Annotated in this window: 30 protein-coding genes; 21 read left to right on the forward strand and 9 right to left on the reverse strand. The window is 36.6% G+C overall.

The genetic code is table 11. From position 1 onward, the window contains the following. Window positions 1-85: 85 nt before the first annotated feature. From ACKPCA_RS18080 to ACKPCA_RS18095, 4 genes are all read right to left on the reverse strand, one after another. Window positions 86-1,426, reverse strand: coding sequence for an ABC transporter permease (locus ACKPCA_RS18080; RefSeq protein ID WP_321280320.1), 1,341 nt, complete (start codon window positions 1,424-1,426; stop codon window positions 86-88). Window positions 1,427-1,442: 16 nt separating this feature from the next. Continuing rightward, window positions 1,443-2,366 (reverse strand): ABC transporter ATP-binding protein, encoded by a 924-nt coding sequence (locus ACKPCA_RS18085; protein WP_054713978.1) that lies wholly within the window; start codon window positions 2,364-2,366, stop codon window positions 1,443-1,445. A 189-nt stretch (window positions 2,367-2,555) separates the two neighbouring features. Continuing rightward, window positions 2,556-3,704, reverse strand: a complete 1,149-nt coding sequence (dnaJ, locus tag ACKPCA_RS18090; protein ID WP_321280321.1) for a molecular chaperone DnaJ — start codon at window positions 3,702-3,704, stop codon at window positions 2,556-2,558. A gap of 32 nt (window positions 3,705-3,736) precedes the next feature. Next, complete coding sequence (locus ACKPCA_RS18095) at window positions 3,737-4,339, reverse strand: nucleotide exchange factor GrpE (RefSeq protein ID WP_054713985.1); 603 nt, start codon at window positions 4,337-4,339, stop codon at window positions 3,737-3,739. 347 nt (window positions 4,340-4,686) lie between these two features. Between ACKPCA_RS18095 and ACKPCA_RS18100 the strand changes: the two genes are divergently transcribed. After that, on the forward strand, window positions 4,687-5,130 hold the full coding sequence (locus tag ACKPCA_RS18100) for a hypothetical protein (protein ID WP_321280322.1): 444 nt from the start codon (window positions 4,687-4,689) through the stop codon (window positions 5,128-5,130). An 81-nt stretch (window positions 5,131-5,211) separates the two neighbouring features. Here the strand turns inward: ACKPCA_RS18100 and ACKPCA_RS18105 are convergent, their stop codons facing one another. From ACKPCA_RS18105 to ACKPCA_RS18120, 4 genes are all read right to left on the reverse strand, one after another. Then, on the reverse strand, window positions 5,212-5,739 hold the full coding sequence (locus ACKPCA_RS18105; protein ID WP_321280323.1) for a TlpA family protein disulfide reductase: 528 nt from the start codon (window positions 5,737-5,739) through the stop codon (window positions 5,212-5,214). A gap of 85 nt (window positions 5,740-5,824) precedes the next feature. Continuing rightward, entirely contained in the window at window positions 5,825-7,135 is a 1,311-nt protein-coding gene (murA, locus tag ACKPCA_RS18110; protein ID WP_054713993.1) for a UDP-N-acetylglucosamine 1-carboxyvinyltransferase, read from the reverse strand. Window positions 7,136-7,251: 116 nt separating this feature from the next. Beyond that, window positions 7,252-7,881, reverse strand: a complete 630-nt coding sequence (locus ACKPCA_RS18115) for a DUF4290 domain-containing protein (protein ID WP_054713996.1) — start codon at window positions 7,879-7,881, stop codon at window positions 7,252-7,254. A gap of 262 nt (window positions 7,882-8,143) precedes the next feature. After that, window positions 8,144-10,462 carry an ATP-dependent helicase gene (locus ACKPCA_RS18120; protein WP_321280324.1) on the reverse strand — a complete coding sequence of 773 codons (2,319 nt, stop codon included), beginning with the start codon at window positions 10,460-10,462 and terminating at the stop codon, window positions 8,144-8,146. 171 nt (window positions 10,463-10,633) lie between these two features. Between ACKPCA_RS18120 and ACKPCA_RS18125 the strand changes: the two genes are divergently transcribed. Further along, window positions 10,634-11,992, forward strand: a complete 1,359-nt coding sequence (locus ACKPCA_RS18125) for a gliding motility-associated C-terminal domain-containing protein (protein ID WP_321280325.1) — start codon at window positions 10,634-10,636, stop codon at window positions 11,990-11,992. A 468-nt stretch (window positions 11,993-12,460) separates the two neighbouring features. Here the strand turns inward: ACKPCA_RS18125 and ACKPCA_RS18130 are convergent, their stop codons facing one another. Further along, window positions 12,461-14,617, reverse strand: coding sequence for an elongation factor G (locus ACKPCA_RS18130; RefSeq protein ID WP_054714001.1), 2,157 nt, complete (start codon window positions 14,615-14,617; stop codon window positions 12,461-12,463). Window positions 14,618-15,025: 408 nt separating this feature from the next. Here ACKPCA_RS18130 and rpsL point away from each other — a divergent pair, with 408 nt between their 5' ends. From rpsL to rpsH, 19 genes are all read left to right on the forward strand, one after another. Beyond that, window positions 15,026-15,403 (forward strand): 30S ribosomal protein S12, encoded by a 378-nt coding sequence (gene rpsL / locus ACKPCA_RS18135; RefSeq protein WP_054714004.1) that lies wholly within the window; start codon window positions 15,026-15,028, stop codon window positions 15,401-15,403. A 126-nt stretch (window positions 15,404-15,529) separates the two neighbouring features. Further along, window positions 15,530-16,006 (forward strand): 30S ribosomal protein S7, encoded by a 477-nt coding sequence (gene rpsG / locus ACKPCA_RS18140; protein WP_054714007.1) that lies wholly within the window; start codon window positions 15,530-15,532, stop codon window positions 16,004-16,006. A gap of 31 nt (window positions 16,007-16,037) precedes the next feature. Beyond that, window positions 16,038-18,152, forward strand: coding sequence for an elongation factor G (gene fusA, locus ACKPCA_RS18145; protein WP_321280326.1), 2,115 nt, complete (start codon window positions 16,038-16,040; stop codon window positions 18,150-18,152). 28 nt (window positions 18,153-18,180) lie between these two features. Continuing rightward, window positions 18,181-18,486 carry a 30S ribosomal protein S10 gene (rpsJ, locus tag ACKPCA_RS18150; protein WP_110361030.1) on the forward strand — a complete coding sequence of 102 codons (306 nt, stop codon included), beginning with the start codon at window positions 18,181-18,183 and terminating at the stop codon, window positions 18,484-18,486. A gap of 39 nt (window positions 18,487-18,525) precedes the next feature. Continuing rightward, on the forward strand, window positions 18,526-19,143 hold the full coding sequence (gene rplC, locus ACKPCA_RS18155; protein WP_321280327.1) for a 50S ribosomal protein L3: 618 nt from the start codon (window positions 18,526-18,528) through the stop codon (window positions 19,141-19,143). Then, a complete protein-coding gene (gene rplD, locus ACKPCA_RS18160) occupies window positions 19,143-19,775 on the forward strand; it encodes a 50S ribosomal protein L4 (RefSeq protein ID WP_054714017.1) in 633 nt (210 codons plus the stop codon). Before rplC ends, rplD begins: the two co-directional genes overlap by 1 nt. Window positions 19,776-19,785: 10 nt before the next feature. Further along, window positions 19,786-20,076: a 50S ribosomal protein L23 gene (gene rplW, locus ACKPCA_RS18165; RefSeq protein ID WP_054714020.1), complete on the forward strand. Its 291-nt coding sequence runs from the start codon at window positions 19,786-19,788 to the stop codon at window positions 20,074-20,076. Between the two features lie 6 nt (window positions 20,077-20,082). Beyond that, window positions 20,083-20,907, forward strand: a complete 825-nt coding sequence (gene rplB, locus ACKPCA_RS18170; protein WP_321280328.1) for a 50S ribosomal protein L2 — start codon at window positions 20,083-20,085, stop codon at window positions 20,905-20,907. A 19-nt stretch (window positions 20,908-20,926) separates the two neighbouring features. Then, window positions 20,927-21,196 carry a 30S ribosomal protein S19 gene (gene rpsS / locus ACKPCA_RS18175; RefSeq protein WP_054714025.1) on the forward strand — a complete coding sequence of 90 codons (270 nt, stop codon included), beginning with the start codon at window positions 20,927-20,929 and terminating at the stop codon, window positions 21,194-21,196. A gap of 37 nt (window positions 21,197-21,233) precedes the next feature. Next, the gene (gene rplV / locus ACKPCA_RS18180) at window positions 21,234-21,647 is read left to right on the forward strand and encodes a 50S ribosomal protein L22 (protein ID WP_054714028.1); all 414 of its coding nucleotides are present in this window, start codon (window positions 21,234-21,236) and stop codon (window positions 21,645-21,647) included. Between the two features lie 5 nt (window positions 21,648-21,652). Next, on the forward strand, window positions 21,653-22,363 hold the full coding sequence (rpsC, locus tag ACKPCA_RS18185) for a 30S ribosomal protein S3 (protein WP_054714031.1): 711 nt from the start codon (window positions 21,653-21,655) through the stop codon (window positions 22,361-22,363). Between the two features lie 26 nt (window positions 22,364-22,389). Continuing rightward, window positions 22,390-22,821, forward strand: a complete 432-nt coding sequence (gene rplP / locus ACKPCA_RS18190) for a 50S ribosomal protein L16 (RefSeq protein ID WP_054714034.1) — start codon at window positions 22,390-22,392, stop codon at window positions 22,819-22,821. A 2-nt stretch (window positions 22,822-22,823) separates the two neighbouring features. Beyond that, window positions 22,824-23,021: a 50S ribosomal protein L29 gene (gene rpmC, locus ACKPCA_RS18195; RefSeq protein ID WP_054714037.1), complete on the forward strand. Its 198-nt coding sequence runs from the start codon at window positions 22,824-22,826 to the stop codon at window positions 23,019-23,021. Window positions 23,022-23,028: 7 nt separating this feature from the next. Then, a complete protein-coding gene (gene rpsQ, locus ACKPCA_RS18200) occupies window positions 23,029-23,283 on the forward strand; it encodes a 30S ribosomal protein S17 (protein WP_054714042.1) in 255 nt (84 codons plus the stop codon). Window positions 23,284-23,285: 2 nt separating this feature from the next. Next, window positions 23,286-23,651: a 50S ribosomal protein L14 gene (gene rplN / locus ACKPCA_RS18205; protein ID WP_054714045.1), complete on the forward strand. Its 366-nt coding sequence runs from the start codon at window positions 23,286-23,288 to the stop codon at window positions 23,649-23,651. A 19-nt stretch (window positions 23,652-23,670) separates the two neighbouring features. Next, on the forward strand, window positions 23,671-23,988 hold the full coding sequence (rplX, locus tag ACKPCA_RS18210; RefSeq protein WP_054714048.1) for a 50S ribosomal protein L24: 318 nt from the start codon (window positions 23,671-23,673) through the stop codon (window positions 23,986-23,988). Continuing rightward, the gene (gene rplE / locus ACKPCA_RS18215) at window positions 23,988-24,542 is read left to right on the forward strand and encodes a 50S ribosomal protein L5 (protein ID WP_321280329.1); all 555 of its coding nucleotides are present in this window, start codon (window positions 23,988-23,990) and stop codon (window positions 24,540-24,542) included. Before rplX ends, rplE begins: the two co-directional genes overlap by 1 nt. 4 nt (window positions 24,543-24,546) lie before the next feature. Continuing rightward, window positions 24,547-24,816: a 30S ribosomal protein S14 gene (rpsN, locus tag ACKPCA_RS18220; RefSeq protein ID WP_054714054.1), complete on the forward strand. Its 270-nt coding sequence runs from the start codon at window positions 24,547-24,549 to the stop codon at window positions 24,814-24,816. Window positions 24,817-24,888: 72 nt separating this feature from the next. Next, window positions 24,889-25,284 (forward strand): 30S ribosomal protein S8, encoded by a 396-nt coding sequence (gene rpsH / locus ACKPCA_RS18225; protein ID WP_054714057.1) that lies wholly within the window; start codon window positions 24,889-24,891, stop codon window positions 25,282-25,284.

Raw genomic sequence — 25,284 nt, forward strand, 5'->3', positions numbered from 1 at the left:
GCATTTCAATTTAATATTTGACAGTTTCGCTAAAAACTCTCCCGATAAATATCGGGACTGAAATTTAAATGGGATACAACATTTGTTAGTTGTGATATCTCAACCACTTCCAAATTTCTTTGTAGGAAACTTTCTTTCCATACATCAATATACCAGTTCGATATATTTTGGCGGCTATCCATGTGATTAATAGGAATGTTCCGATTAGTACTAACATGGATAGGAGTAATTCCCAAATAGGAACCCCAAAAGGAATTCGAACCAACATTACTATTGGCGAGGTAAATGGGATAATAGATCCCCAAAAGGCCAAACTACTCTCTGGATTTTTTGCCACGGCAAAACCTATGTACAAAGCAAGAATCAAAGGAATTGTAATAGGTAGCATAAATTGCTGTGTTTCGGTTTCATTATCAACTGCACTACCAACTGCTGCAAATAATGCTGAGTACAATAAATATCCACCTAAAAAGAAGAAAATAAATGCACCAATTATACCCGCAACATAGGCAAAGTCGAAAGTTCCTAGAATATCCTGAGCCATTTTTAACTGACCAGCATCTAAAGAAGCTGCACCTGCAGGTAGTTCAGCTACCGTCTTTGCTTGTTGCAATGCTTCCATGTCAACGCCTGGCAGAACCAATGCTGAACCAACCGTAATTATGATGCCAGTTAATACAACCCACATAATGAATTGGGTCAATCCAACCATTGCAACGCCAACAATTTTTCCCATCATTAGTTGGAATGGCTTAACGGATGAAATAATTACCTCAACAATACGATTACTTTTTTCTTCGATAACACCTCTCATTACCTGTACTCCATACATGAAAATAAACATGTAAATAATGAAGCTGGCAGCGAAACCAATTCCCATGGCAATCTCGGTAGAACTTTGTTTAATTTCGCCATCTTCTCCGAACTTAATGGTTCGCATAGAGATAGGTGTTTTGGTTGCAGCTAATTTTTCTTCCAAATTGGGCATATTAGCTTCAGCGATAATTTTTGCTCGTTTCAGCTTTTCGATGTGTTGCCTGATTTGACTGCCAACACTTGACTTGACTTCGATAGTTACCTGTTTGTGCGAAAATAATTCAGCGGTTTTAGTTTGTAGAATGTTTTTAGGAATTACCAAAATGGCATAATATCCATTTTTCTCCATACTGCTTTTTACATCTTCGAAAGTAGTGTTTTGTAAGTAGCTGTATGTTGTAAATTCGCTGCTTTGAACAGGTTCAACCAATTCCGATTCGTTTAAAACCGCAATAGTTCTCTTTTCAGTATCATCTTTCAACATCATCCAAATCATGAAAGCATAAATTCCTGCAATCAACAATGGAGTAAGAAAGGTAAGAATCAGGAATGACCTTTTCTTTACGCGAGAAAGGTATTCTCTTTGTATAATGATAAATATCTTGTTCATTTTATAAATCTTGTGGTTAGATAGTTTTGCTTTCTTTTACTACTCTAATGAAAATATCATTCATGTTTGGAATGATTTCACGGAAGGAAACAATGTTCAAATAGGGCAGAATTTGTTCCAAGAGTTCATTGGAAGTAGATCCATTATTCAATTTGATCTTAAGTGTGTTGAACTCAATTCCTTTTTGCTGGTCAATAATCTCGAAATCACTCTTAAGAACCTGATCCAACTTGTCGAATTCACCGATGTAATTAATCTCGTAGGTGTTGGTCCTGTATTTCTTCTTGATTTGCTCCACCGGACCATCAAGAATTTTTTCTGATTTGTTGATTAAAGCTATATGATCGCAGATCTCTTCAACCGAACCCATATTGTGAGTTGAAAATATGATGGTAGCTCCCTTATCTCTCAATTCAAGGATTTCTTTTTTCAACAAATTGGCATTAATCGGGTCAAAACCACTGAAAGGCTCATCAAAAATCAATAATTCAGGCTCATGAAGAATGGTAACAATAAACTGTACTTTTTGGGCCATCCCTTTTGAAAGCTCTTCTACTTTCTTATCCCACCAAGGTAAAATGTCAAACTTATCAAACCAGGCTTTTAATTTCTTGGTGGCTTCTTTTTGGCTCATGCCTTTTAACTGAGCAAGGTAAACAGCTTGCTCGCCAACTTTCATTTTTTTGTATAAACCTCTTTCTTCAGGTAGGTAACCAATGCGTTTTACATCTTCAGGTTTTAATGGCTGGCCGTTAAAAAACACTTGTCCTGCATCAGGACCCGTGATTTGATTAATAATACGAATCAGTGTTGTTTTACCCGCTCCATTCGGACCAAGTAAACCAAATATGCTGCCTTTCGGAACAGATATGCTTACCTTGTTAAGTGCTTTATGTCCTGCATATTGCTTAACAAGATCTTTTGCTTCGAAAAATGTCATGAATTATAGTTTTGGTTAGTGACACTCTATTAGAACTGAAATCTAAAATACACAATTTATAATGATGTCTACATAAAAAATCGATATAAAGAAGATGGTACAAGTTTTAACTTGTTTTTTTATCGATGTAACTTTCGGATAAAAAGAAACCCCGACATTTCTGCCGGGGTTGATCATTATTTTTTACATCTATTCGAAGAAGTTTCTTACTTTCTTGAAGAAGCTTTTTTCTTGTGATGTTGGTTGTGGTTTGAATGATTCAGAGTTTTGAAGTTTCTCCAAAACCTTCTTCTCTTCCTTGCTCACATTGTTTGGAACCCAAACGTTAATCTTAACCAACAGATCGCCTCTGCCGTATCCATTTACATCAGGAAGACCTTTTCCCCTCAATCGTAAAATCTTACCAGGCTGAGTACCTCCATCAATTTTCACCTTCACCTTGTTTTCGATTGTAGGAATCTCAACTGCAGTTCCCAAGATCGAGTCAGGAATGCTAATAAACAAGTTGTAAAGTAAGTCATTTTCATCGCGAACCAATTCTGGATGCTCTTCTTCCTGAATCAGAATTAACAGGTCACCATTAATTCCACCACGACGAGCTGCATTACCTTTTCCACTAACCGAAAGTTGCATGCCTTCTGCAACACCAGCTGGAATGTTAATTGAGATAATTTCTTCATCACGAACAATACCTTCACCGGCACAGCTAGTACATTTGTTGGTAATCATCTTACCTTCGCCGTTACATGAAGGACACGTAGATGAGGTTTGCATTTGTCCTAAAATGGTATTCTGTATTCTGGTAACTTGTCCTGAACCATTACAAGTTGAACAAGTTGAGAAAGAAGAACCATCTTTGGCTCCCGAGCCGTTACATGAGTTACACTCAACGTATTTTTTAACTTTAATTTTCTTCTCAACACCTTCGGCAATTTCCTTTAAGGTCAATTTTACTTTTACTCTAAGGTTGCTGCCACGGTTTACTCGTCGCGAACTGCGGCCACCGCCGCCAAATCCGCCACCAAAGAAAGATCCGCCACCGAAAATATCTCCAAAGTGCGAGAAAATATCCTCCATGTTCATTCCGCCACCGAAACCACCTCCGGCAGCTCCGCCCATTCCGGCATGGCCAAATTGATCGTAACGTTGACGTTTTTCAGGATTGCTTAAAACTTCATATGCTTCAGCAGCTTCCTTGAATTTTTCTTCAGCTTCCTTATTATCTGGATTTTTGTCAGGATGAAACTGAATCGCTTTTTTACGATATGCTTTTTTTAATTCGGCTTCCGAGGCAGATTTTGAAACCCCTAATACCTCATAATAATCTCTTTTCGACATCTTTTTTCAACTTAGAATTAGGATTCGGAGAACTATTCTCCTACAACAACTTTTGAGAAACGGATCACTTTTTCGTTCAAAGTATATCCTTTCTCAACGCAATCAACAACTTTACCTTTCAAATCCTCTGATGGTGCAGGAATTTTTGTGATTGCTTCGTGAATGTCGGTATCAAATTCTTTATTAATAGCCTCAATTTCTTTAACTCCATTTTGCGAAATGAAATCTTTGAAATTGTTATAAATCAAATAAACACCTTCTTTTAAAGCTTCTACATCTTTTGCTTCATCTATAGATTGTAATGCTCTTTCGAAGTTATCCATTACAGGAAGAACGTTAACAAGGATTTTTTCGCCTGCCGATTTGGTAAGCTCCATTTTCTCTTTTAAGGTTCTTTTTCTATAGTTGTCGAACTCAGCGGATAAACGCATGTACTTGTCGTTGATATCCTGAAGTTTTGCGCCAAGTTCTTCTATTTCGTCAGCCTTTTTCTCTTTAGCCGATTTCTTTTTTTCTTTCTTTTCAGCCTTTGGTTCTTCTTTTACCTCTTTCTCTTCAACAGGCTGTTCTACCTTAGTTTCCAAATCCTTTTCTTCCAATTCTTCTTTTTTTGATTTGCTTGTATCTTTTGTCATTTTTCAATGATTTTTAGCGTTCTAATTAAACACGGCAATAATAAACAAATAATCTGCCAATCTGTGTCTTTACGACAAATTGGCACAAAGATAGAATTTGAAACTGTAATAATTTCCTTTTTCATGTCTTTTCATGCAGATAATTATACAATTAGATGATATGAAAAAGGAAAAATTTCAACTTGCAGGGAAAAATAGTGCAGGGAAAGTGCATTTTTTCAGTTTGGACATTTAAAATGGAAATAAAATTTAGGACATAGGAGTCAGTCAATAGTAGAAGTTTAATTCATAATGGATTTTCATAAAAGATATCTTTTAATTATATTTAGTAGAGTTATTCTATGTGTATGGAAATTAAAATTGACACAAGCGACTTTTGTATTCGGTTACACAAGGATGTTGCATACTTGAAGGTGAAAGGAATGCAGGATCAGGAAGCCGTTGATTTTTTTATCAAAACCATTGATGAAATGCTTGAAGAGTATCCGCATGATCACTTTTCCTCAATTTGTGATCTTACGGAGTTAATTCTTTCTAGTCCAAAACTAGCCAGACAGGTAAATGAAGCCATAAAAAGAATTAGTAATTCACTTCATTACGAGTACAATGCGGTAATTATTCAGCCTAGATTTTTACAAATTGTTCAAGCCTATATATTTTCTTTTTATATGAATAACACCAATGTGCAAACGCAAGTGTTTAGAGACGTTCCTAAAGCTATTCGCTGGTTGGATGAGAAAGGATATCAAACTGATGAGTTAAAGGAATTTTTAATGATTCAATCGAACTAAACTTTTGTTAACATACAGGAGAATAAAAAAGCCGGTAATCACAAATTGATTATCGGCTTTAGTTTATGCAGTTTTTTGTTATTATTTTTTTCTGTATTGATGCAGAAAATGGTCCAAGTTTTCTCCTCTAAGGTTTTTTGCAAGAATAATTCCATTACCATCAATTAAGAAATTTGCTGGGATTGAATTAATTCCAAACTGATTTGAAGTCGGAGAGTGCCAACCTTTTAATTCGCTAACGTGATATTTCCAATTCAATTGATCTTTTGAAATGGCTGCTTTCCAGCTCGCTAACTTTTTATCCAAAGAAAAGCTATAGATTTCGAATCCACTGCCATTTTTGAACTCAGCATTTTTAAATTGATTGTATGCATTTACAAGTGTTGGATTTTCCGCTCTACATGGAGGACACCATGATGCCCAAAAATCAACCAAGACAACTTTTCCTTTTAAATCACTTAATTTCAAATTCTTTCCATTAACTGATTTGGCAACAATATCAGGAAGCTTATCTCCAACATTAAAACCTTCTTTAGTTTTATTTCCTGCAAAGGCTGAAATTGAGAACAAAAATGCTAACAGTAGAAATGTATATTTAAACTTTTTCATATGCGTTTTAGTTAACTATTAATAATCTGTCTAATTTGTAAATCCAAAATAGATATATCCAATTATTTAAACTGTTAAGGAATAGTTAATTAACAATTCGTTTGATATTTGCACCTATGGCATTCAGTCTTAAATCAATGTTTTCGTAACCTCTATCAATCTGATCGATATTGTGAATTGTACTCTTTCCTTCGGCTGATAAAGCAGCAATTAGCAAGGCAACACCTGCACGAATGTCAGGCGAAACCATGACGGTTGGGCGCAATTGATTTTCTTGGTTTAAACCAATAACCGTTGCACGGTGAGGATCACAAAGAATAATTTGTGCACCCATATCAATTAACTTATCCGTAAAGAACAAACGACTTTCGAACATTTTTTGGTGAATCAATACGCTTCCTTTGGCTTGAGTAGCTACAACTAAAAATACACTCAATAAATCTGGGGTTAATCCTGGCCAAGGAGCATCAGCAATAGTTAATATTGAACCATCAATAAAAGTCTCGATTTCATAGTTTTCTTGTCTCGGAATGAAGATGTCATCGCCTCGAAGTTCCATTTTAATTCCCAATCTGCGAAATGCATCTGGAATCATACCTAATTCTTTATAGGCAACATTTTTAATGGTGATTTCAGATTTTGTCATGGCAGCCAATCCAATAAAACTACCAATTTCAATCATATCTGGCAGAATTTTGTGTTCGCATCCACCTAGTTTTTCAACACCTTCAATTTCAAGAAGATTAGAGCCAACTCCTGTTATTTTTGCTCCCATGGAAATTAACATTCTACACAATTGTTGGATGTATGGCTCACAGGCTGCATTGTAAATTGTTGTGGTTCCTTCGGCCAACACCGCTGCCATAATAATATTTGCAGTTCCGGTAACCGAAGCTTCATCAAGAAGCATGTAAGTGCCTTTTAACCTTTTAGCTTCAACTCGGTAGAAGTTTTCTCCCTGATTGAAATTGAATTCTGCACCCAATTTTTGAAAACCAATAAAGTGGGTATCTAACCTTCTGCGCCCAATTTTATCTCCACCGGGGCGAGGAATGTATCCTTTACCAAATCGAGCCAAAAGAGGACCGATAATCATGATGGAACCACGAAGAGAAGATCCTTTTTTTACAAATTCAGGCGAATTTAGATATTCTAGATTTACATTTTCGGCTTTAAAAGTATAGCTGTTCTTTGATTCTTGAGATACCTGAACTCCTAAATCAGATAAAAGCTCTATTAATTTATTTACATCAAGAATATTAGGTATGTTGTGAATTGTTACTTTTTCGTTGGTTAATAATGTCGCACAAAGAATTTGTAAAGCTTCATTCTTTGCTCCCTGTGGAGTTAGTTCACCTTTTAGTGGTTGACCTCCAACTATTTCAAAAGTGCTCATTTGGAATGTGTTTTGGTGTGAATGATAGCCTAAAGATAACCATAAAAGTGAAGGAAAAAATGGAAATATTAAGCATGTTGTATAAAAAAGCCGGTAAAAAAACCGGCTTTCTATAATTATCTATTTTTGTTGTGTTTGCGATGATCGTTTCGATGTCCGCCAGTATTTTTTTTGCGTGGCTTATTTTTCTGAGCGAAATCTTTATCTCTGGCTTCGCGCAATTTTAATTCTTCCGGAACAATAAGCTCTCCATTCGAAAGTTCCGCGATATCTTGAAAAATCTTATCATCAGGTACACTGTCCTTGTTCCAGTTGATGTAAGATTTTTTCATGTGGTTTGCAATCATTAAAATCAAAGCCTCTTTTTCTTTCTGATCTTCCATTTCGATTGCCTTGGCAATTAAGGATTCAATTGTTTTACCGTAGTGGCGATATTTAATTCGCTCATTTTTGTAAGGAACTTTTTCTGGTTTTTCAGACAATTTCTCTTTAGTTGGAGTTTCAAAAGGAGAATCAATATCCAAGTTAAAATCCGACATCAAGGCAAGGTGATCCCAAAGTTTGTGTCTGAAATCGCTAACATCTCTTAGGTGTGGATACATGTTACCCATAACAGCGATAATGCTTTTGGCTACTTTATTTCTTTCTTCTCTGTCTTCCACAGTTAGAGCAAAGTCAACCATTTTCTGAACGTTTCGCCCATATTCAGGAAGTACAAGGTGTTTCCTGTTTGAATTGTAATCCATTTATTCAGTTGTGTTAATTACGGTAATCAATTTTTTATTTATATCATGGATAAAATGTATTGGTTCAATACAATACATACCAAAATAAAATTGAAGTCTGTTTCTTAATAATTCGTAGTGACTATTTCTGATTTGCCGCTTATTTTAATGAAGTAAATAAGAATTTTAAATGTTTCGTTTTTGGTAATCGACAAACTTAGAAAGTCTTAGAACTCATTGCAAATGTATATGTTTTCTTTAATCATTACAAATTGTGAGTGAATTATCCTACAATTTTAAGTTTCGCAAATTTAAGTAGTAATTGCTTTTGTCCAACTGTTTTAAAAAATACAGTTGCTTTAATGTTTGGGTTGGTTCCCTCCATTTGCAACACTTTACCTTTTCCAAATCGCTGATGTTCAACTACCATTCCTGGTTGAATTGAATTGGGATCGGAAGGTGTAAAGTTTGGATCAACGCTCTGGTTATTACTTTGCTTGATGCGTGAAACTGTTTGATTTAGTTTGGGTTTAGCCGAAAAACTTCTTTTTTGTTGAAACCTACTTGGCGAACTAGGAACTTCGAATTCGGTTGTACTTTGGTAATTGTCGCGACCATTTCCTGAAAATTCTGGCTCTTGTTCGTATGTATACTCCACGAATCTTTCGTCAATTTCACGTATAAACCTACTTGGACGGGGATAACTCATATTTCCCCATTTGTATCTCGATTTTGCGAACGAAAGAGTTGCCTTTTTCTCTGCACGAGTTAATGCCACATAAAATAATCTTCGTTCTTCTTCAAACTCTTGTTGGGTGCTTGTAGCCATTTGTGAAGGAAATAATTCCTCTTCTAAACCAACAATATACAAGTATGGGAACTCAAGACCTTTTGCGGAGTGAATGGTCATTAAGGTAACCTTATCGCGATCTTCATCTTTTTCATTATCCTGATCGGTTAGCAAGGCCACATCTTCCAAAAAGTTTGGCAAGTGTAATTCGCGTCCTTCTTCCAATGCATTTTGCGTAAATTCTTGTATACCATTTAGCAATTCCTGGATATTCTCATGTCTGGAAACTCCTTCCGGAGATCTGTCGTTGTACAATTCTTTAATGATACCAGTTGAGTTGGCGATATTGTTGGCCAAATCGAAAGCTGTTTCAGTTTCCAATTGAGCTTGAAAGTCTTTTATCAAATTGACAAACTTTGAGATTTTGGAGATTGTACCAGCGTTTAATCCATAAGGACGCTCATGTAAACCGCAAATAATATCCCACATGCTAAGCATATTTTGAGCTGCTGCATCTTGCAGTTTTGTAATGGTAGTAGCGCCAATTCCGCGTTTTGGATAATTAATCACCCTTTTTATTGCCTCTTCATCGTGCGGATTTACAGCCATTCTACAGTAGGCCAAAAGGTCTTTAATCTCCTTGCGCTGATAGAAAGACAGGCCGCCATAAATTTTATAAGGCAAGTTTAGTTTTCGTAACGATTCCTCGAAAATTCTCGATTGAGCATTGGTGCGATACAAAATTGCAAAATCCTGATAAGCACAATGCGATCGCATTCTGGTTTCGAAAATATCATTCGTAATCAAGTAACCTTCTTCATGGTCGGTTAAGGCTTTTATAATTCTGATTTTATCACCTTCTTCATTATCCGAAAATGATTCCTTTTGTATTTGGCCTTTGTTCTTATGAATAATGCTATTGGCAGCGTTTACAATATTCTGAGTAGAGCGGTAATTTTGTTCCAGTTTGTATAACTGGTAGTTTGGATAATCGTTTCTAAAATTCAGTATGTTTTCAATTTTAGCACCGCGGAAAGAGTAAATACTCTGAGCATCGTCGCCTACAACACAAACATTCTTGTGTTGTTCTGCCAATTTTTTCACGATTAAATATTGCGCGTAATTGGTATCCTGGTACTCATCCACCAAAACGTATTTGAACTTATCTTGATATTTGGCTAATATTTCTGGAAAATCTCTGAATAAGATGTTGGTTTGCAAAAGCAAATCATCAAAATCCATTGCATTGGCTTGTTTGCACCTTTGTGCATACCTACTGTAAATTTCTGAGATTCGAGGTTTTCTTGCTTCGGCATCAGCTTTTTGAGCTTTAGCATTGTTAGCGTATGCTGCAGATGTAACCAAGTTATTTTTAGCCGATGAAATTCGATTCTGTACCTCATTAGGTTTGTATACTTTATCATCTAGCTGCATTTCTTTGATTATGGCACGATAAAGATTACGAGAATCTTGAGTGTCGTAAATGGTAAAGTTCGAATCGAATCCTAAATGTTCAGCTTCATACCTTAAAATTTTAGAAAAAATAGAGTGGAATGTTCCCATCCATAAGCTTTGTGCCTGCTCTTGTCCAACCACATTGGCAATTCTGTCTTTCATTTCGCGAGCCGCCTTGTTGGTAAATGTTAAGGCCAAAATCGAATAAGGACGAACACCCTGATTCAACAAGTGAGCAATTCTATAGGTAAGTACTCTGGTCTTCCCTGATCCGGCACCAGCTATAACTAGCGATGGTCCGGTGTAATTTTCAACAGCTTCTTTCTGAACAGGATTTAACTCATTCAAATATTCCATTCTAACAATTCTTTATCTGTAAATTTCGAGTGTCAAAAATAACACTTGTGTGTTAATATTGAATTCTTTTTGCAAATTAAGGCACAAGTTAATTCATTAATATGGAAAAAACGGCTTAATTTTTTTTAATATTGTAAATTAAGATATGAAAATTAAATGTCCCAGATAAAGATGATAATCAAATCCGATTTTAGATATTCCGTTAAGTTTGTTATGACTTTTATTGTAATATTTTCTGCAATTTTTGCCGAGAATGTAAATGCTCAGATATCTGCCGAAAAGGCTAGTTACAGAACTCTAACTGAGTATAGCAGTTCAGCAAACGATTCAATTTTTGTGTTTTGTGATCCTGGTGATATAAAAGTAGGAGAATTAAAAGCATCATCTCCGGATGGAACAAATGGTTGGACTTTTGAGTGGACCAAGTGGGATGTTAATACTTCTGATTTTACGATGCCTATTACTACGGAAACGAATCAGACTGAGTCGTATTTACCAATGAGAGATGATGGTCTTTATAGAGTTGTTATTTCAAAAAGTGGGGAGTCTGATGTTTCTGATCAAGCTTGGGTTTTGAATAATGTCAATACTAGCAGTTTGAATTTAGATAAATTGGATTGTATTGGAGTATATTTTACGGCTTCTTTTTTGCCTGTGAATTTACAATATACAGATATCGATAATGTGCCCAATAAGAAGAATGTGATTTCAAATTTGGTTGATGGAGGTGTAGAATTAAAGTTTTCTTTGATAAGAGATAATCAGGAATTATTAACTGCAGGTGAAGTTTTAAACACTTTACCTTTCAATAATGTTAATAAGAGTTTTATCGATGAGGAAGCAAATGAAGTGGATAAAACGTACCAGTTGCTTGTTACTGATCAATATGGATGTGATTTTACATCCAAGCCAATTGTATCTAAAACCTATAAAGTTAAAGCTGATTTTTCGGTTGTGCCAGAGAAGGGAGAGGCGCCACTAGAGGTGAAATTTACAAATAACTCTATTAATGCTACAGAATATGAGTGGTACTTGTATCAGGATGTTGAAAGAGTACCTGAGGAAGCAACTAAAGATGAAGATCGTTTGTTGACGGATGGTATTTTATTGGCAGATGATAAAGATCCGTTTGATTTTACCTATGAGCACCCAGGAAAGTATCTGGTTAAACTAATTGTTAAGTCTGATAAAGGGTCTGAGGTTTGTAAGGATAGTATGACGTTAAGTACCCCAATTGTGGTAGACACTTCTTTAGTTCAAGTTCCAAATGTATTTACACCAAATGGAGATGGTAGGAATGATGTTTGGAGAATTAAATCTCAATCTTTAGAGAGTTTTCATGCTATTGTTTTTAACCGTTGGGGAAGAGTTGTTTATGAATGGAGAAATCCTGAAGAAGGTTGGAATGGAAAAGTAAATGGCAAAATGGCTACACCTGGTACCTACTTTTATGTGATTACTGCAGTTGGAAGAGAGGAGAAAACCAAAAAGTATACCAAGAAAGGATCCTTTATGTTGATTAGGAAATAGAAAATACTTGAATTGTTGAATTAAAAGTCTAGACTTTCGATAAAAAAGGTCTAGACTTTATTTTTATCTGGTCTTGATGTTTTTCAAAAAGGTCTTGACTTTTTTGCTCTGTATGATTTGGAGTGGGTAGTTTATAAAGTTATATAGTCTAGAAGTTAAAAAATGCTTTCTGCTTTCTTCGAACGGGATTGGTGAGCATTGGAAGTACAAACCATTCACACTTACCTGTGAAGACCGTTCACACTTACTTGTGAAGACTGTTCACACTTACTTGTGAAGACCATCTCATATTATTTGGTAAGATTCTGAGCACATGTAATTGTGTTCATTAAATGTACTCACTATATTCCATATAGAAAGATTTTTTATAAGGTCAAAACCTTTTTCTGCCTGATAATGTATTGAATAATGGTTACAAAAAAACCGTCTCGAAAGTGAGACGGTTCTAGGTATATAATTAAAATACAATTATGCTTCAGCTATTTCTTCCTGGTAAGCAGCTAGTAATTCTTCTTGAACATCACCAGGAACTTTTTCGTATTTATCAAATTTCATGGTGAATTGGGCGCGACCACCAGTTAAAGAGCTCAACGAAGTTGAGTAACGGTTCATTTCTTTCAGCGGAACCTTGGCCAAAATCTTCTGGAATCCTTTTTCAGCTTCCATACCCATAATCATAGCTCTACGAGTTTGAAGATCACTCATTACATCTCCCATTCTGTCTTCAGGAACCAATACTTCTACATCGTAAATAGGTTCAAGAATTTTAGGTCCGGCATTTTTAAATGCAGCACTAAATGCATGACGACCTGCCAATTTAAATGAAATTTCATTAGAGTCTACTGCATGCATTTTTCCATCGTAAACAATAACGCGTATATCACGTGCATATGAACCAGTTAATGGACCTTCATCCATTTTTTCCATTACACCCTTAAGAATAGCAGGAAGGAATCTGGTATCAATAGCACCACCTACAATACAATTGCAGAATACTAATTTACCGCCCCAGGCTAGTTCATGTACTTCCGTACCTCTTAAATTCACTTTTAATTCCTTGCCATCCAAATTGTACATTACAGGATCTGGCATTCCTTCAGTGTAAGGTTCAATAATTATATGCACTTCGCCAAATTGTCCTGAACCACCGGATTGCTTTTTGTGACGATAATCTGCCTGAGCAATTTTAGTGATGGTTTCACGATAAGGAATCTTAGGATTAAGGAATTCAATTTCCATCTTGTCATTGTTCAGCAATCTCCATTTCAAAGTATTCATATGGAATTCTCCTTGTCCGTGAAGAATGATTTGCTTCAATTCCTTTGAATATTCAATAATAATGGTAGGATCTTCTTCGTGAATGCGATGTAGTAATTCACCTAATTTTTCTTCATCACCATCTTCAGCAGCCTTAACAGCAGTTCTGTATTTTGGTTCAGGGAATTTAATTTCTTTATATGTGAAATCACAATCTTTACCATTTAGAGTATGATTGTTTTTAGTATTCTTCAATTTAACGGTTGCTCCAATATCTCCTGCCACAAGTTCAGAAACTCTTTCTCTGTTTCGTCCTGCTACCAGGTATAATTGCGATAATCTTTCTTTAGTGCCATTATTGATGTTGTTCAAATCATCACCTTCTTTAACACTACCAGAAATTACTTTAAAGTAACTTACTTCACCAATATGTGGTTCCATTGATGTTTTAAACACAAATAGCGAAGTAGGTGCATTAACGTCACATTTAGCTTCTCTTCCACTTATAGTTGGAATGGCAGGCATTTCTGTAACGAACGGAACGATATTGCCAATGAATTCCATTAAACGGCGCACGCCCATGTCTTTTTTAGCTGAAATACAGAATACCGGAAACAGATCACCAGCGATCATGCCTTTTTTCATCCCTTCGCGCATTTCATCTTCGGTAAGAGTTCCCTTATCGAAATACAATTCCATAAGAGCTTCCTCATTCTCTGCAGCCGATTCTACAAGTTCATTGTGTAGTTCGTCCGCTTTTTCTTTTTCTGAATCAGGAATATCTAAAATTTCAGGTTTTCCACCTTCAGGTCCCCATTGGTACATTTTCATTTTTAGCACATCCACAACAGCGTTAAAATCTGCGCCAACGTTTACGGGATACTGTACAATTGAAACTTTGTTGCCAAAATTAGTCTTTAATGATTCTATCGATTGTTCAAAATTTGCTTTGTCATGATCCAGTTGATTCACTACAAAAATAAGAGGAGTGTTTAATGCTGCAGCTCTTCTACCAATAATTTCAGTACCAACTTCAACACCATGCTGTGCATTGATAAGCATTAAACCTGTATCGGTTACATTTAAGGCAGAAATTACACCTCCGGAAAAATCGTCGGCACCCGGGGTATCAATAAAATTGATTTTTTTTCCTAACCATTCTGTATACAAAACTGTTGAAAATACGGAGTTGCCATATTCATGTTCTACAGGATTATAATCAGAAACGGTGTTATTATCTTCCACGTTTCCGCGTCTTGTAATAACACCGCCTTCAAACAACATAGATTCGGCAAGGGTAGTTTTACCCGAGCCGGCGTTGCCAATGAGGGCGATGTTCTTAATTTCGTTTGATTGATACACTTTCATAATCGTATTTTTTTGGGTTTATATAAAATAAGTATCAAAACCGGGGGTTAGGTTAGTGCCCGGCTTTAGGTTTTAAGGCTTACCAAATTAATTAACTTTTTAATAAGATACAATATGCATTAGGTCTATTTGTGGAAAATAATTGACATGCAGGAATTTTGGTCGTATTTTTATCTTTATCGCGCTATTTTTCTAAGATTGGCAGAGGTGAGTTGGAACTAATTTAAAATCAGTTGATTTTTTTATTTGATCACTATTTGACTTTTAAAAGGCTTTTCTTACCTTTGTGCGCTGATTTCAAGGGGATTTTTGCAAAAATCAACATAACGATTGTTGTTTTTAGTAAATAAATAATACCTTTGCAAACCAATTTGTTAAAATATATTTAATTAAAAAGTAATTGTTAATATGCCTACAATTCAACAGTTAGTTCGAAAAGGAAGAACCAAGCTTCAAGAGAAGAGCAAGGCTCCAGCGTTGGATTCTTGTCCTCAAAGAAGAGGGGTTTGCGTGCGTGTGTATACCACTACACCTAAGAAGCCTAACTCAGCAATGCGTAAAGTTGCTCGTGTTAGATTGACTAACGGAAAAGAAGTGAATGCTTACATTCCAGGAGAAGGACATAATTTGCAAGAGCACTCTATCGTATTGATTAGAGGTGGTCGTGTAAAGGATCTTCCAGGGGTAAGATATCACCTTGTTCGTGGTGCTCTTGATGCTTCAGGGGTAGAAGGTCGTATGCAGCGTCGTTCTAAGTATGGTACTAAGAGACCAAAGAAAAAGTAAAATCTAGTTTGTAACTGTAGGAGTTATAGTTTAGGTGTTGTTCCCACTTGGTTGAGTAAATAGTCGCGAGACTGTTGAAGACGCACTTGGGCAGCTGACATACGAATAACTCGTAAACTAAAAGAAATGAGAAAATCAAGACCTAAAAAAAGAATCTTGTTGCCAGATCCAAAATTTAATGATGTTTTGGTTACAAGATTTGTAAATGACTTGATGATGGACGGTAAGAAAAATCTTGCGTTCAAAATTTTCTACGATTCATTAGAGATCGTTAAGTCTAAAACTGAAAAGCTAGAAAAATCTCCACTTGAGATTTGGAAAAAAGCTTTGGAAAACATTACTCCGGCTGTAGAGGTTAAGTCTCGTCGTGTTGGTGGTGCAACCTTCCAGGTTCCAATGGAAATTCGTCCAGAAAGAAAAGTTTCTATTTCTATTAAGAATATGATTCTTTTTGCTCGTAAGAGATCTGGTAAATCTATGGCTGAAAAATTGTCTGCAGAAATTGTTGCTGCTTACAATGAAGAAGGTGGTGCTTATAAGAAGAAAGAGGATACTCATAGAATGGCTGAAGCTAACCGTGCTTTTGCTCACTTTAGATTTTAATAATTGTATAAGCAATTAGAGGAAAAAGAAAATGGCTAAGAGAGATTTAAAATTTACCAGAAACATTGGTATTATGGCACACATCGACGCCGGTAAAACAACAACTACCGAGCGTATTCTGTATTATACAGGTGTTTCTCACAAGATTGGTGAGGTTCACGATGGTGCTGCTACAATGGACTGGATGGAGCAAGAGCAGGAAAGAGGTATTACAATTACTTCTGCTGCTACTACTTGTTACTGGAACTACAATAGCGATAAGTATCAGATCAATATTATTGATACCCCAGGTCACGTTGACTTTACTGTAGAGGTAGAGCGTTCTTTGCGTGTTCTTGATGGTGCTGTTGCATGTTTCTGTGCGGTAGGTGGTGTTGAGGCACAGTCTGAAACAGTTTGGAGACAAGCTGATAAGTACAAAGTACCTCGTATGGGTTTTGTAAACAAGATGGACCGTTCAGGTGCTGACTTCTTCAAAGCTGTACGTGAGGTAAAAGAAAAATTAGGAGCTAATCCTATTCCAATTCAGATTCCAATCGGATCAGAAGAGAGCTTTAAAGGTGTGATCGACTTGATCGCTATGAAAGCTATTGTATGGTACGATGATGAGAATGGAACAAACTATACTCTAGAAGAAATTCCAGATCACTTGGTTGCTGATGCTAACGAGTGGAGAGAGAAGTTGGTGGAAGCAGTAGCTGAGCAAGATGAGGAGTTGATGGAGCGTTTCTTCGAAGATCCAGATTCAATTACTGAAGAAGAGATGTTGGCGGTTATCCGTAAAGCAACTATTGCTATGGAAATCGTTCCTATGCTTTGTGGATCTGCATTTAAAAACAAAGGTGTTCAGCGTTTATTGGATGCAATCATCTCATTTATGCCATCACCACTTGATATCGATGCTATCGTAGGTACTGTTCCTGGTACTGACGAAGAAGTAACACGTAAACCAGATGTTGACGAACCATTGGCAGCTTTAGCATTTAAGATTGCTACTGACCCATTCGTAGGTCGTCTGGCATTTACACGTGTTTACTCAGGTTTCATCGATGCTGGTTCATATGTATTTAATACTCGTTCAGGTAACAAAGAGCGTATTTCTCGTATTTACCAAATGCACTCAAATAAGCAAAATGCTATTGATCGTGTAGAAGCTGGTGATATTTGTGCTTGTGTAGGTTTTAAAGATGTTCGTACTGGTGATACCCTTTGTCAGAGAGAAACTCCAATCGAGCTTGAATCTATGGATTTCCCAGATCCAGTAATCGGTATCGCTGTTGAGCCATTGACTCAAAAAGATGTTGATAAATTGGGTATGGCTCTTGGTAAATTAGCTGAAGAGGATCCAACGTTCCAGGTTAAAACTGACGAAGATTCAGGTCAAACTGTAATCTCAGGTATGGGTGAGCTTCACTTGGATATTATTATCGACCGTTTGAAACGTGAGTTTAAGGTAGAGTGTAATCAAGGTGCACCTCAGGTTGCTTACAAAGAGGCTATTACTGCAACTGTTGAACATCGTGAGGTATTCAAAAAGCAGTCTGGTGGACGTGGTAAATTTGCTGATATTCAATTCCGCATTGGACCTGTTGATGCAGATTTCGAAGGTGAAGGATTGCAGTTTGTTGACGAAATCAAAGGTGGTAACATTCCTAAAGAATACGTTCCATCTGTACAAAAAGGTTTCCAAGAAGCTATGAAAAATGGTGTGTTGGCAGGTTACACTGTTGATACTTTGAAAGTAACATTGTTTGATGGATCTTTCCACCCTGTTGACTCGGATCAATTGTCTTTCGAGATGGCTGCTAAGATGGGATTCAAGGCTGCGTGTGCTAAAGCATCTCCAGTGTTGCTTGAGCCAATCATGAAACTTGAAGTTATTACTCCAGAAGAATACATGGGTGATATCATCGGTGACTTGAACAAGCGTCGTGGTCAGGTTGAAGGAATGGAATCGAAACATGGTGCACGTGTTGTAAATGCTAAAGTACCTTTGGCGGAACAATTCGGTTATGTAACTGTGTTAAGAACATTGTCTTCAGGTCGTGCAAACTCTTCTATGGAATTCGCTCACTTCGCGGAAGTACCTAAAGGTATTGCTAAAGAAGTTGTAGAGAATGCAAAGGGTAAAGTTGAATTATTATAATTATATCATCGTATAATATCTAAATAAGATGAGCCAAAAAATTAGAATTAAACTGAAATCTTACGATCACAACTTGGTTGACAAGTCGGCTGAGAAAATCGTAAAGACAGTTAAGGCTACAGGTGCGGTTGTTAGTGGTCCAATTCCACTTCCAACACACAAAAGAATTTTTACTGTTCTTCGTTCTACTTTCGTGAACAAGAAATCAAGAGAACAGTTTCAACTTTCTTCTTTCAAGCGTTTGATTGATATTTACAGTTCAACTGCAAATACAATTGATGCTTTGATGAAGCTAGAGTTGCCTAGCGGTGTAGAAGTTGAAATTAAAGTTTGATAATCTAGTAAGATTTATTTTTTAAAAAAGTAAAGAGAAATGCCAGGATTAATTGGAAAAAAAATCGGAATGACTTCCGTTTACAGTGCCGAGGGAAAAAGTATTCCATGCACTGTCATTGAGGCAGGTCCATGTGTTGTAACCCAGATCAAAACTGTTGAGACTGATGGTTACGAAGCACTTCAGTTGGCTTTTGATGAAAAGAAAGAAAAGCGAACAACTAAGGCGCTAGATGGGCACTTTAAAAAGGCAAACACAACTCCTAAGAAAAAACTAGTTGAGTTTTCAGATTTTGAAAACGAATACAAATTAGGAGACATTATCGATGTTGATTTATTCGAAAACACTCCATACGTGGATGTTACCGGTATTTCAAAAGGTAAAGGTTTCCAAGGTGTTGTAAAACGTCATGGTTTTGGCGGAGTAGGTGGCGCGACACACGGTCAGCATAACCGTTTACGTGCGCCTGGTTCTATTGGTGCTGCATCTTACCCAGCTCGCGTATTTAAAGGCATGAGAATGGCTGGACGCGACGGTAACAAAACTGTGAAGGTTGAAAACCTTCAAGTTCTTAAGGTTATCAAAGAAAATAACCTATTGTTAGTTAAAGGATCTCTTCCAGGGTCTAAAGGTTCATACGTAATTATTGAGAAGTAATGGAATTAGCGATTTTAAACACAGCTGGAGAAGATACTGGTAGAAAAATTGAATTAAATGATTCAGTTTTTGGCATCGAACCAAATGAGCATGCTATTTACCTAGACGTTAAACAATTTTTGGCGAACCAACGTCAGGGAACTCACAAATCGAAAGAGAGAGCTGAGATTTCTGGTAGTACTGCCAAACTAAAGAAACAAAAAGGTACTGGTACAGCACGTGCTGGTAGCATCAAGTCACCTGTCTTCAGAGGAGGTGGACGCGTTTTCGGTCCTCGTCCAAGAAACTACGGTTTCAAATTGAATAAAAAACTGAAGCAATTGGCTCGTAAATCTGCTTTAACGATCAAAGCTCAAAACGATGCATTAATGGTAGTTGAAGACTTCAATTTCGAAGCTCCAAAGACAAAAGAATTTGTTAATATTCAGAATAGCTTGAAAGTAGCTGATAAAAAAGTGCTTTTAGTTTTATCTGAAGATAATAAAAACATATATTTGTCTTCTCGTAATTTGAAGAATGTTAACGTTGTTCGTGTTTCTGACCTTGCAACTTACGACATTATGAAAGCTTCAACTTTGGTGTTTGTAGAAAGTTCTGTAAAAGGACTTGATGAAATGTTTAAACTAAACTAAGTTTAAAAAAATGGATATTTTAATTAAGCCAATCGTTACTGAGAAAATGACTGATCAAAGCGAAAAATTCAATCGCTTTGGTTTTGTTGTGGATCGTAGAGCGACAAAGATCGAAATTAAGGCAGCAGTTGAATCAATGTACAATGTAAAAGTTGCGGCTGTAAATACCATGAATTATCAAGGTAAGAAGAAGAGCCGTTACACTAAAGCTGGTGTAATTGCAGGAAGAACTGCGTCTTTCAAAAAGGCGATCGTTACTTTAGTTGAAGGTGATAATATAGATTTTTATAGCAATATTTAATAGAAAATGGCTGTACGTAAATTAAAACCTGTAACTCCTGGTCAAAGAAATAAGATCTTAAATACCTTTGAGCAGGTAACTACAGACAAACCTGAGAAATCATTGTTAAGACCAATGAAGAAAACTGGTGGTAGAAATAACACTGGTAAGATGACAATGAGATATATAGGTGGTGGTCACAAGAGAAGATATAGAGTTATTGATTTCAAAAGAGACAAGGACAATGTTCCAGCAAAAGTTGTTTCGATTGAGTACGATCCAAACCGTACTGCACGCATCGCATTGCTTGTGTATGCTGACGGTGAGAAACGTTACATCATCGCTCCAAACGGACTTGAAGTTGGACAAACTTTGCTTTCTGGCGAAAAGGTAGCTCCAGAAATCGGAAACACAATGCCATTATCTGATATCCCATTAGGTACAATAATTCATAATATTGAATTAAGACCCTCTCAAGGTGCTGTGATGGCTCGTAGCGCTGGTGCATATGCTCAACTTGTTTCAAGAGAAGGCAAATATGCAATGATCAAATTACCTTCTGGAGAAGTTAGAATGATCCTAGTAACTTGTAAAGCAACTATCGGAACTGTTTCTAATACTGACCATGCGTTGGAAAGAAGCGGTAAAGCTGGTCGTACTCGTTGGTTAGGAAGAAGACCTCGTGTTCGTGGTGTAGTAATGAACCCGGTTGATCACCCAATGGGTGGTGGTGAAGGTAAATCTTCAGGTGGACACCCACGTTCTAGAACAGGTCTATTAGCTAAGGGTTACAAAACTCGTGCTAAGAAGAAAGCTTCTAATAAGTATATTGTTGAAAGAAGGAAAAAGTAATTTGATTAATTAGATTGTTATGAGTCGTTCATTAAAAAAAGGCCCTTTTATCGATTTCAAATTGGAGAAACGTGTATTGGAGCAAAACGAATCAGGTAAAAAATCTGTGATTAAAACCTGGTCACGTCGTTCTATGATCTCTCCAGATTTCGTAGGTCACACGATTGCCGTTCACAACGGAAACAAATTCATTCCTGTTTATGTTACTGAAAACATGGTAGGTCATAAATTAGGTGAATTTGCCCCAACTCGTACTTTTAGAGGACACGCTGATAAGAAGAAAAAATAAGCGGGTCGTTTTAATTTAACATTTTGAATTTGTAAAAATGGGTGCAAGAAAAAGAATAAGAGCAAACCAAATAAAGGAGGAAAAAAAGAGCAAAGCATTTGCTAGCTTGAAAAATGTTCCTACTTCGCCTCGAAAAATGAGACTTGTTGCCGATATGGTAAGAGGTATGGAGGTGAACCGAGCTTTAGATGTACTTCGTTTCAGTCCGAAAGAAGCATCGATTCGCGTAGAAAAACTATTGCTTTCTGCGATTGCCAACTGGCAAGCAAAGAACGAAGGTCAAAGAATTGAGGAAAATGAATTATACATCAAAGAAATTTGTGTTGATTCAGCAAGAATACTTAAACGTCTAAGACCAGCTCCACAAGGGAGAGCACATAGAATTAGAAAAAGATCAAATCATGTAACTATATTATTGGGTAGCAAAACTGCCGATAATACAAAAGAATAGTTAGAATGGGACAAAAAGTAAATCCAATAGGAAATAGACTAGGAATCATCAGAGGATGGGATTCTAACTGGTTTGGCGGAAAAAACTACGGCGATAAGCTTGTTGAAGATACCAAAATTAGAAAGTACCTAAATGCTCGTTTAGCTAAAGCAAGTATTTCTAAAATCATTATCGAAAGAACTCTTAAATTAATCACTATCACTATCAACACTGCTCGTCCAGGTATCATTATCGGGAAAGGTGGTCAAGAAGTTGACAAGTTGAAAGAAGAGTTGAAGAAGATTACAGATAAGGAAGTACAAATTAATATCTTCGAGATTAAACGTCCAGAAATGGATGCTGTAATCGTTGCTAATAATATTGCTCGTCAGATTGAAGGCCGTATCGCCTACAGAAGAGCAATTAAGATGGCTATTGCTTCTACTATGAGAATGGGTGCTGAAGGAATCAAAGTTCAGATTTCTGGCCGTTTGAATGGAGCGGAAATGGCGCGTGCTGAAATGTATAAAGAAGGACGTACCCCACTTCATACCTTAAGAGCTGATATCGATTACTGTCAAGCTGAAGCTTTGACTACTTACGGTTTGATCGGTATCAAAGTTTGGATCTGTAAAGGTGAAGTTTACGGAAAACGTGATCTTACACCAAACGCAGGCATGAAAGATAGCCGTGGTCCAAAAGGAAAAGGTGGTTTTAATAGAAGAAAAAAGAAGTAGTCTTTAAATTTTAAAGAATTAGTACGATGTTACAACCAAAAAGGACAAAATTTAGAAGACAACAAAAGGGAAGAATGAAAGGTAACGCTAATCGCGGTACTGAGTTAGCATTTGGATCTTTTGGGATCAAGTCACTTGAAGAAAAGTGGATTACTGGTCGTCAAATTGAAGCTGCTCGTGTGGCAGTAACCCGATATATGCAGAGACAAGGTCAAATCTGGATCCGTATTTTCCCAGATAAGCCGATCACTAAGAAGCCTGCAGAGGTACGTATGGGTAAGGGTAAGGGTTCTCCAGAAGGATTCGTTGCTCCTGTTTCACCAGGAAGAATGTTATTCGAATGTGAGGGTGTTCCTTACGAAGTAGCTAAAGAAGCATTGCGTCTTGCAGCTCAAAAATTACCTGTTACTACAAAGTTTGTCGTAAGACGTGATTATGTTGAAAGTTCAAATGATTAATCATGAAGAATTCAGAAATTAAAGAGTTAACAACACAGGAAATAGTAGAAAAGTTGGATGCTGAAAGAGCATCATTAACTCGCTTCAGACTAAATCACGCTATTTCACCTTTGGAAAATCCTTTGCAAATTAAGGAAACGAGACGCAACATTGCCAAATTAATGACAGAGTTACGTCAGAGACAATTAACTGAAAAGTAAAAAAGTGATGGAAAGAAATCTTAGAAAAGAGCGTATCGGGGTTGTGGTTAGCAACAAAATGGAAAAATCCATTACTGTTGCAGTTCACACAAAGGAAAAACACCCGATTTACGGTAAATTTGTGAACAAAACCAAAAAATTCACTGCTCACGATGAGGAAAACACCTGTAACGAAGGTGATACCGTAAAAATCATGGAAACCCGACCTTTAAGTAAAAATAAGAGTTGGAGATTAGTGGAAATTATTGAAAGAGCTAAGTAATCATGATACAAACAGAAAGTAGACTATTAGTAGCTGATAACAGTGGAGCAAAGGAAGTACTTTGTATCCGCGTGTTAGGCGGTACCAAAAAACGTTATGCTTCAATTGGAGATAAAATTGTGGTTACCGTGAAGAACGCTATCGCCGGTTCCGATATGAAAAAAGGAACAGTAACAAAAGCAGTTGTTGTTCGCACCAAAAAAGAGATTAGAAGACAAGACGGATCTTATATTCGCTTCGATGATAACGCATGTGTTTTGTTGAACACTGCTGGTGAAATGAGAGGAACCCGTATTTTTGGACCTGTTGCAAGAGAGTTACGTGAAACTAACATGAAGATCGTTTCTTTAGCACCAGAAGTTTTATAATCTTTGTAAACCTAGAACAATGAAGTTACATATTAAAAAGGGTGATACCGTTATTGTAAACGCTGGGGAATCAAAAGGACAGGAAGGTAAAGTATTAGAGGTTCTTGTTGACAAGCAACGTGCGATCGTTGAAGGTGTTAACATGATTTCTAAACACACCAAGCCAAACGCTGAGAATCCTCAAGGTGGTATCGTTAAAAAAGAAGCTCCAATTCACATTTCTAATTTGAATGTGAAAGATCCTTCAACAGGAAAAGCTACCCGTATCGGTAGAAAAATGGGCGACAACAATAAATTAGTTAGATACTCTAAAAAGTCAGGGGAGGAGATTAAGTAATGAGCTATACACCGACTCTTAAAAAACAGTATGCAGAAGAGATCGTTCCTGCTTTAATGAAGGAATTCGATTACAAAACTGTAATGCAAGCACCTAAATTAACGAAGATAGTAATTAACCAAGGTGTTGGTCAGGCAATTGCTGATAAAAAATTACTTGAATTCTCTGTAAACGAATTGACTGCCATTACAGGTCAGAAAGCAGTTCAGACTATCTCATCAAAGGATATTTCGAACTTTAAGCTTCGTAAAGGTATGCCAATTGGTACTACAGTTACTCTTCGTCGTGAGCGTATGTACGAATTTCTTGAAAAATTAGTTCGTGTTGCTTTACCACGTATTCGTGACTTTAGAGGTATCAAGAGCAAATTAGACGGTAGAGGTAATTATACTTTAGGTATCGAAGAACAAATCATTTTCCCAGAGATTGTTTTGGATAGCATTAACAAAATCATGGGTATGAACATTACTTTCGTTACTACTGCTAATACCGACGAAGAAGCTTATGCTCTATTGAGAGAATTTGGATTACCATTTAAAAATCTAAAAAAATAAGACGATGGCTAAAGAATCAATGAAAGCTCGCGAAGTTAAGCGTCAGAAATTAGTTGAGAAATACGCAGCTAAAAGAGCTAAACTTAAAGAGGAAGGCGATTACATCGCTCTTAGTCGTTTGCCAAAAAACTCTTCACCTGTTCGTTTACACAACAGATGTAAGTTAACCGGACGTCCGAAAGGTTACATGAGACAATTCGGAATAAGTCGTATCACTTTCCGTGAAATGGCTTCATCTGGTTTGATCCCAGGAGTAAAAAAGGCAAGTTGGTAATCAAAAATTGCTTATCAGAATATTGTTAAATATTGTCCCGAGCAATCGGGATCAATTTAATTTTTTATTATAATGACAGATCCAATAGCAGATTTTCTTACACGTTTAAGAAATGCGATCATGGCAAACCACAAAGTGGTTGAAGTGCCAGCATCGAACGTGAAAAAAGAAATGACAAAGATTCTTAAGGATAAAGGTTATATCCTTAACTACAAATTTGTAGACGATGGACTTCAAGGAGTAATTAAAATTGCTTTGAAATACCATCCTGAAACCAAAATTCCAGCAATCAAAGATCTTAAGCGTGTATCAAAACCAGGTTTGAGAAAATATTGTGGAGCTTTAGAATTACCTCGCGTACTTAACGGTTTAGGAATTGCGATTCTTTCTACTTCTCAGGGAGTTATGACCGACAAGGAAGCTCGTCAGAAGCATGTTGGTGGTGAAATATTGTGTTACGTTTATTAA

Origin of the sequence: Marinifilum fragile (genome assembly GCF_963677365.1) — a bacterium.
GTDB lineage: Bacteria > Bacteroidota > Bacteroidia > Bacteroidales > Marinifilaceae > Marinifilum > Marinifilum fragile.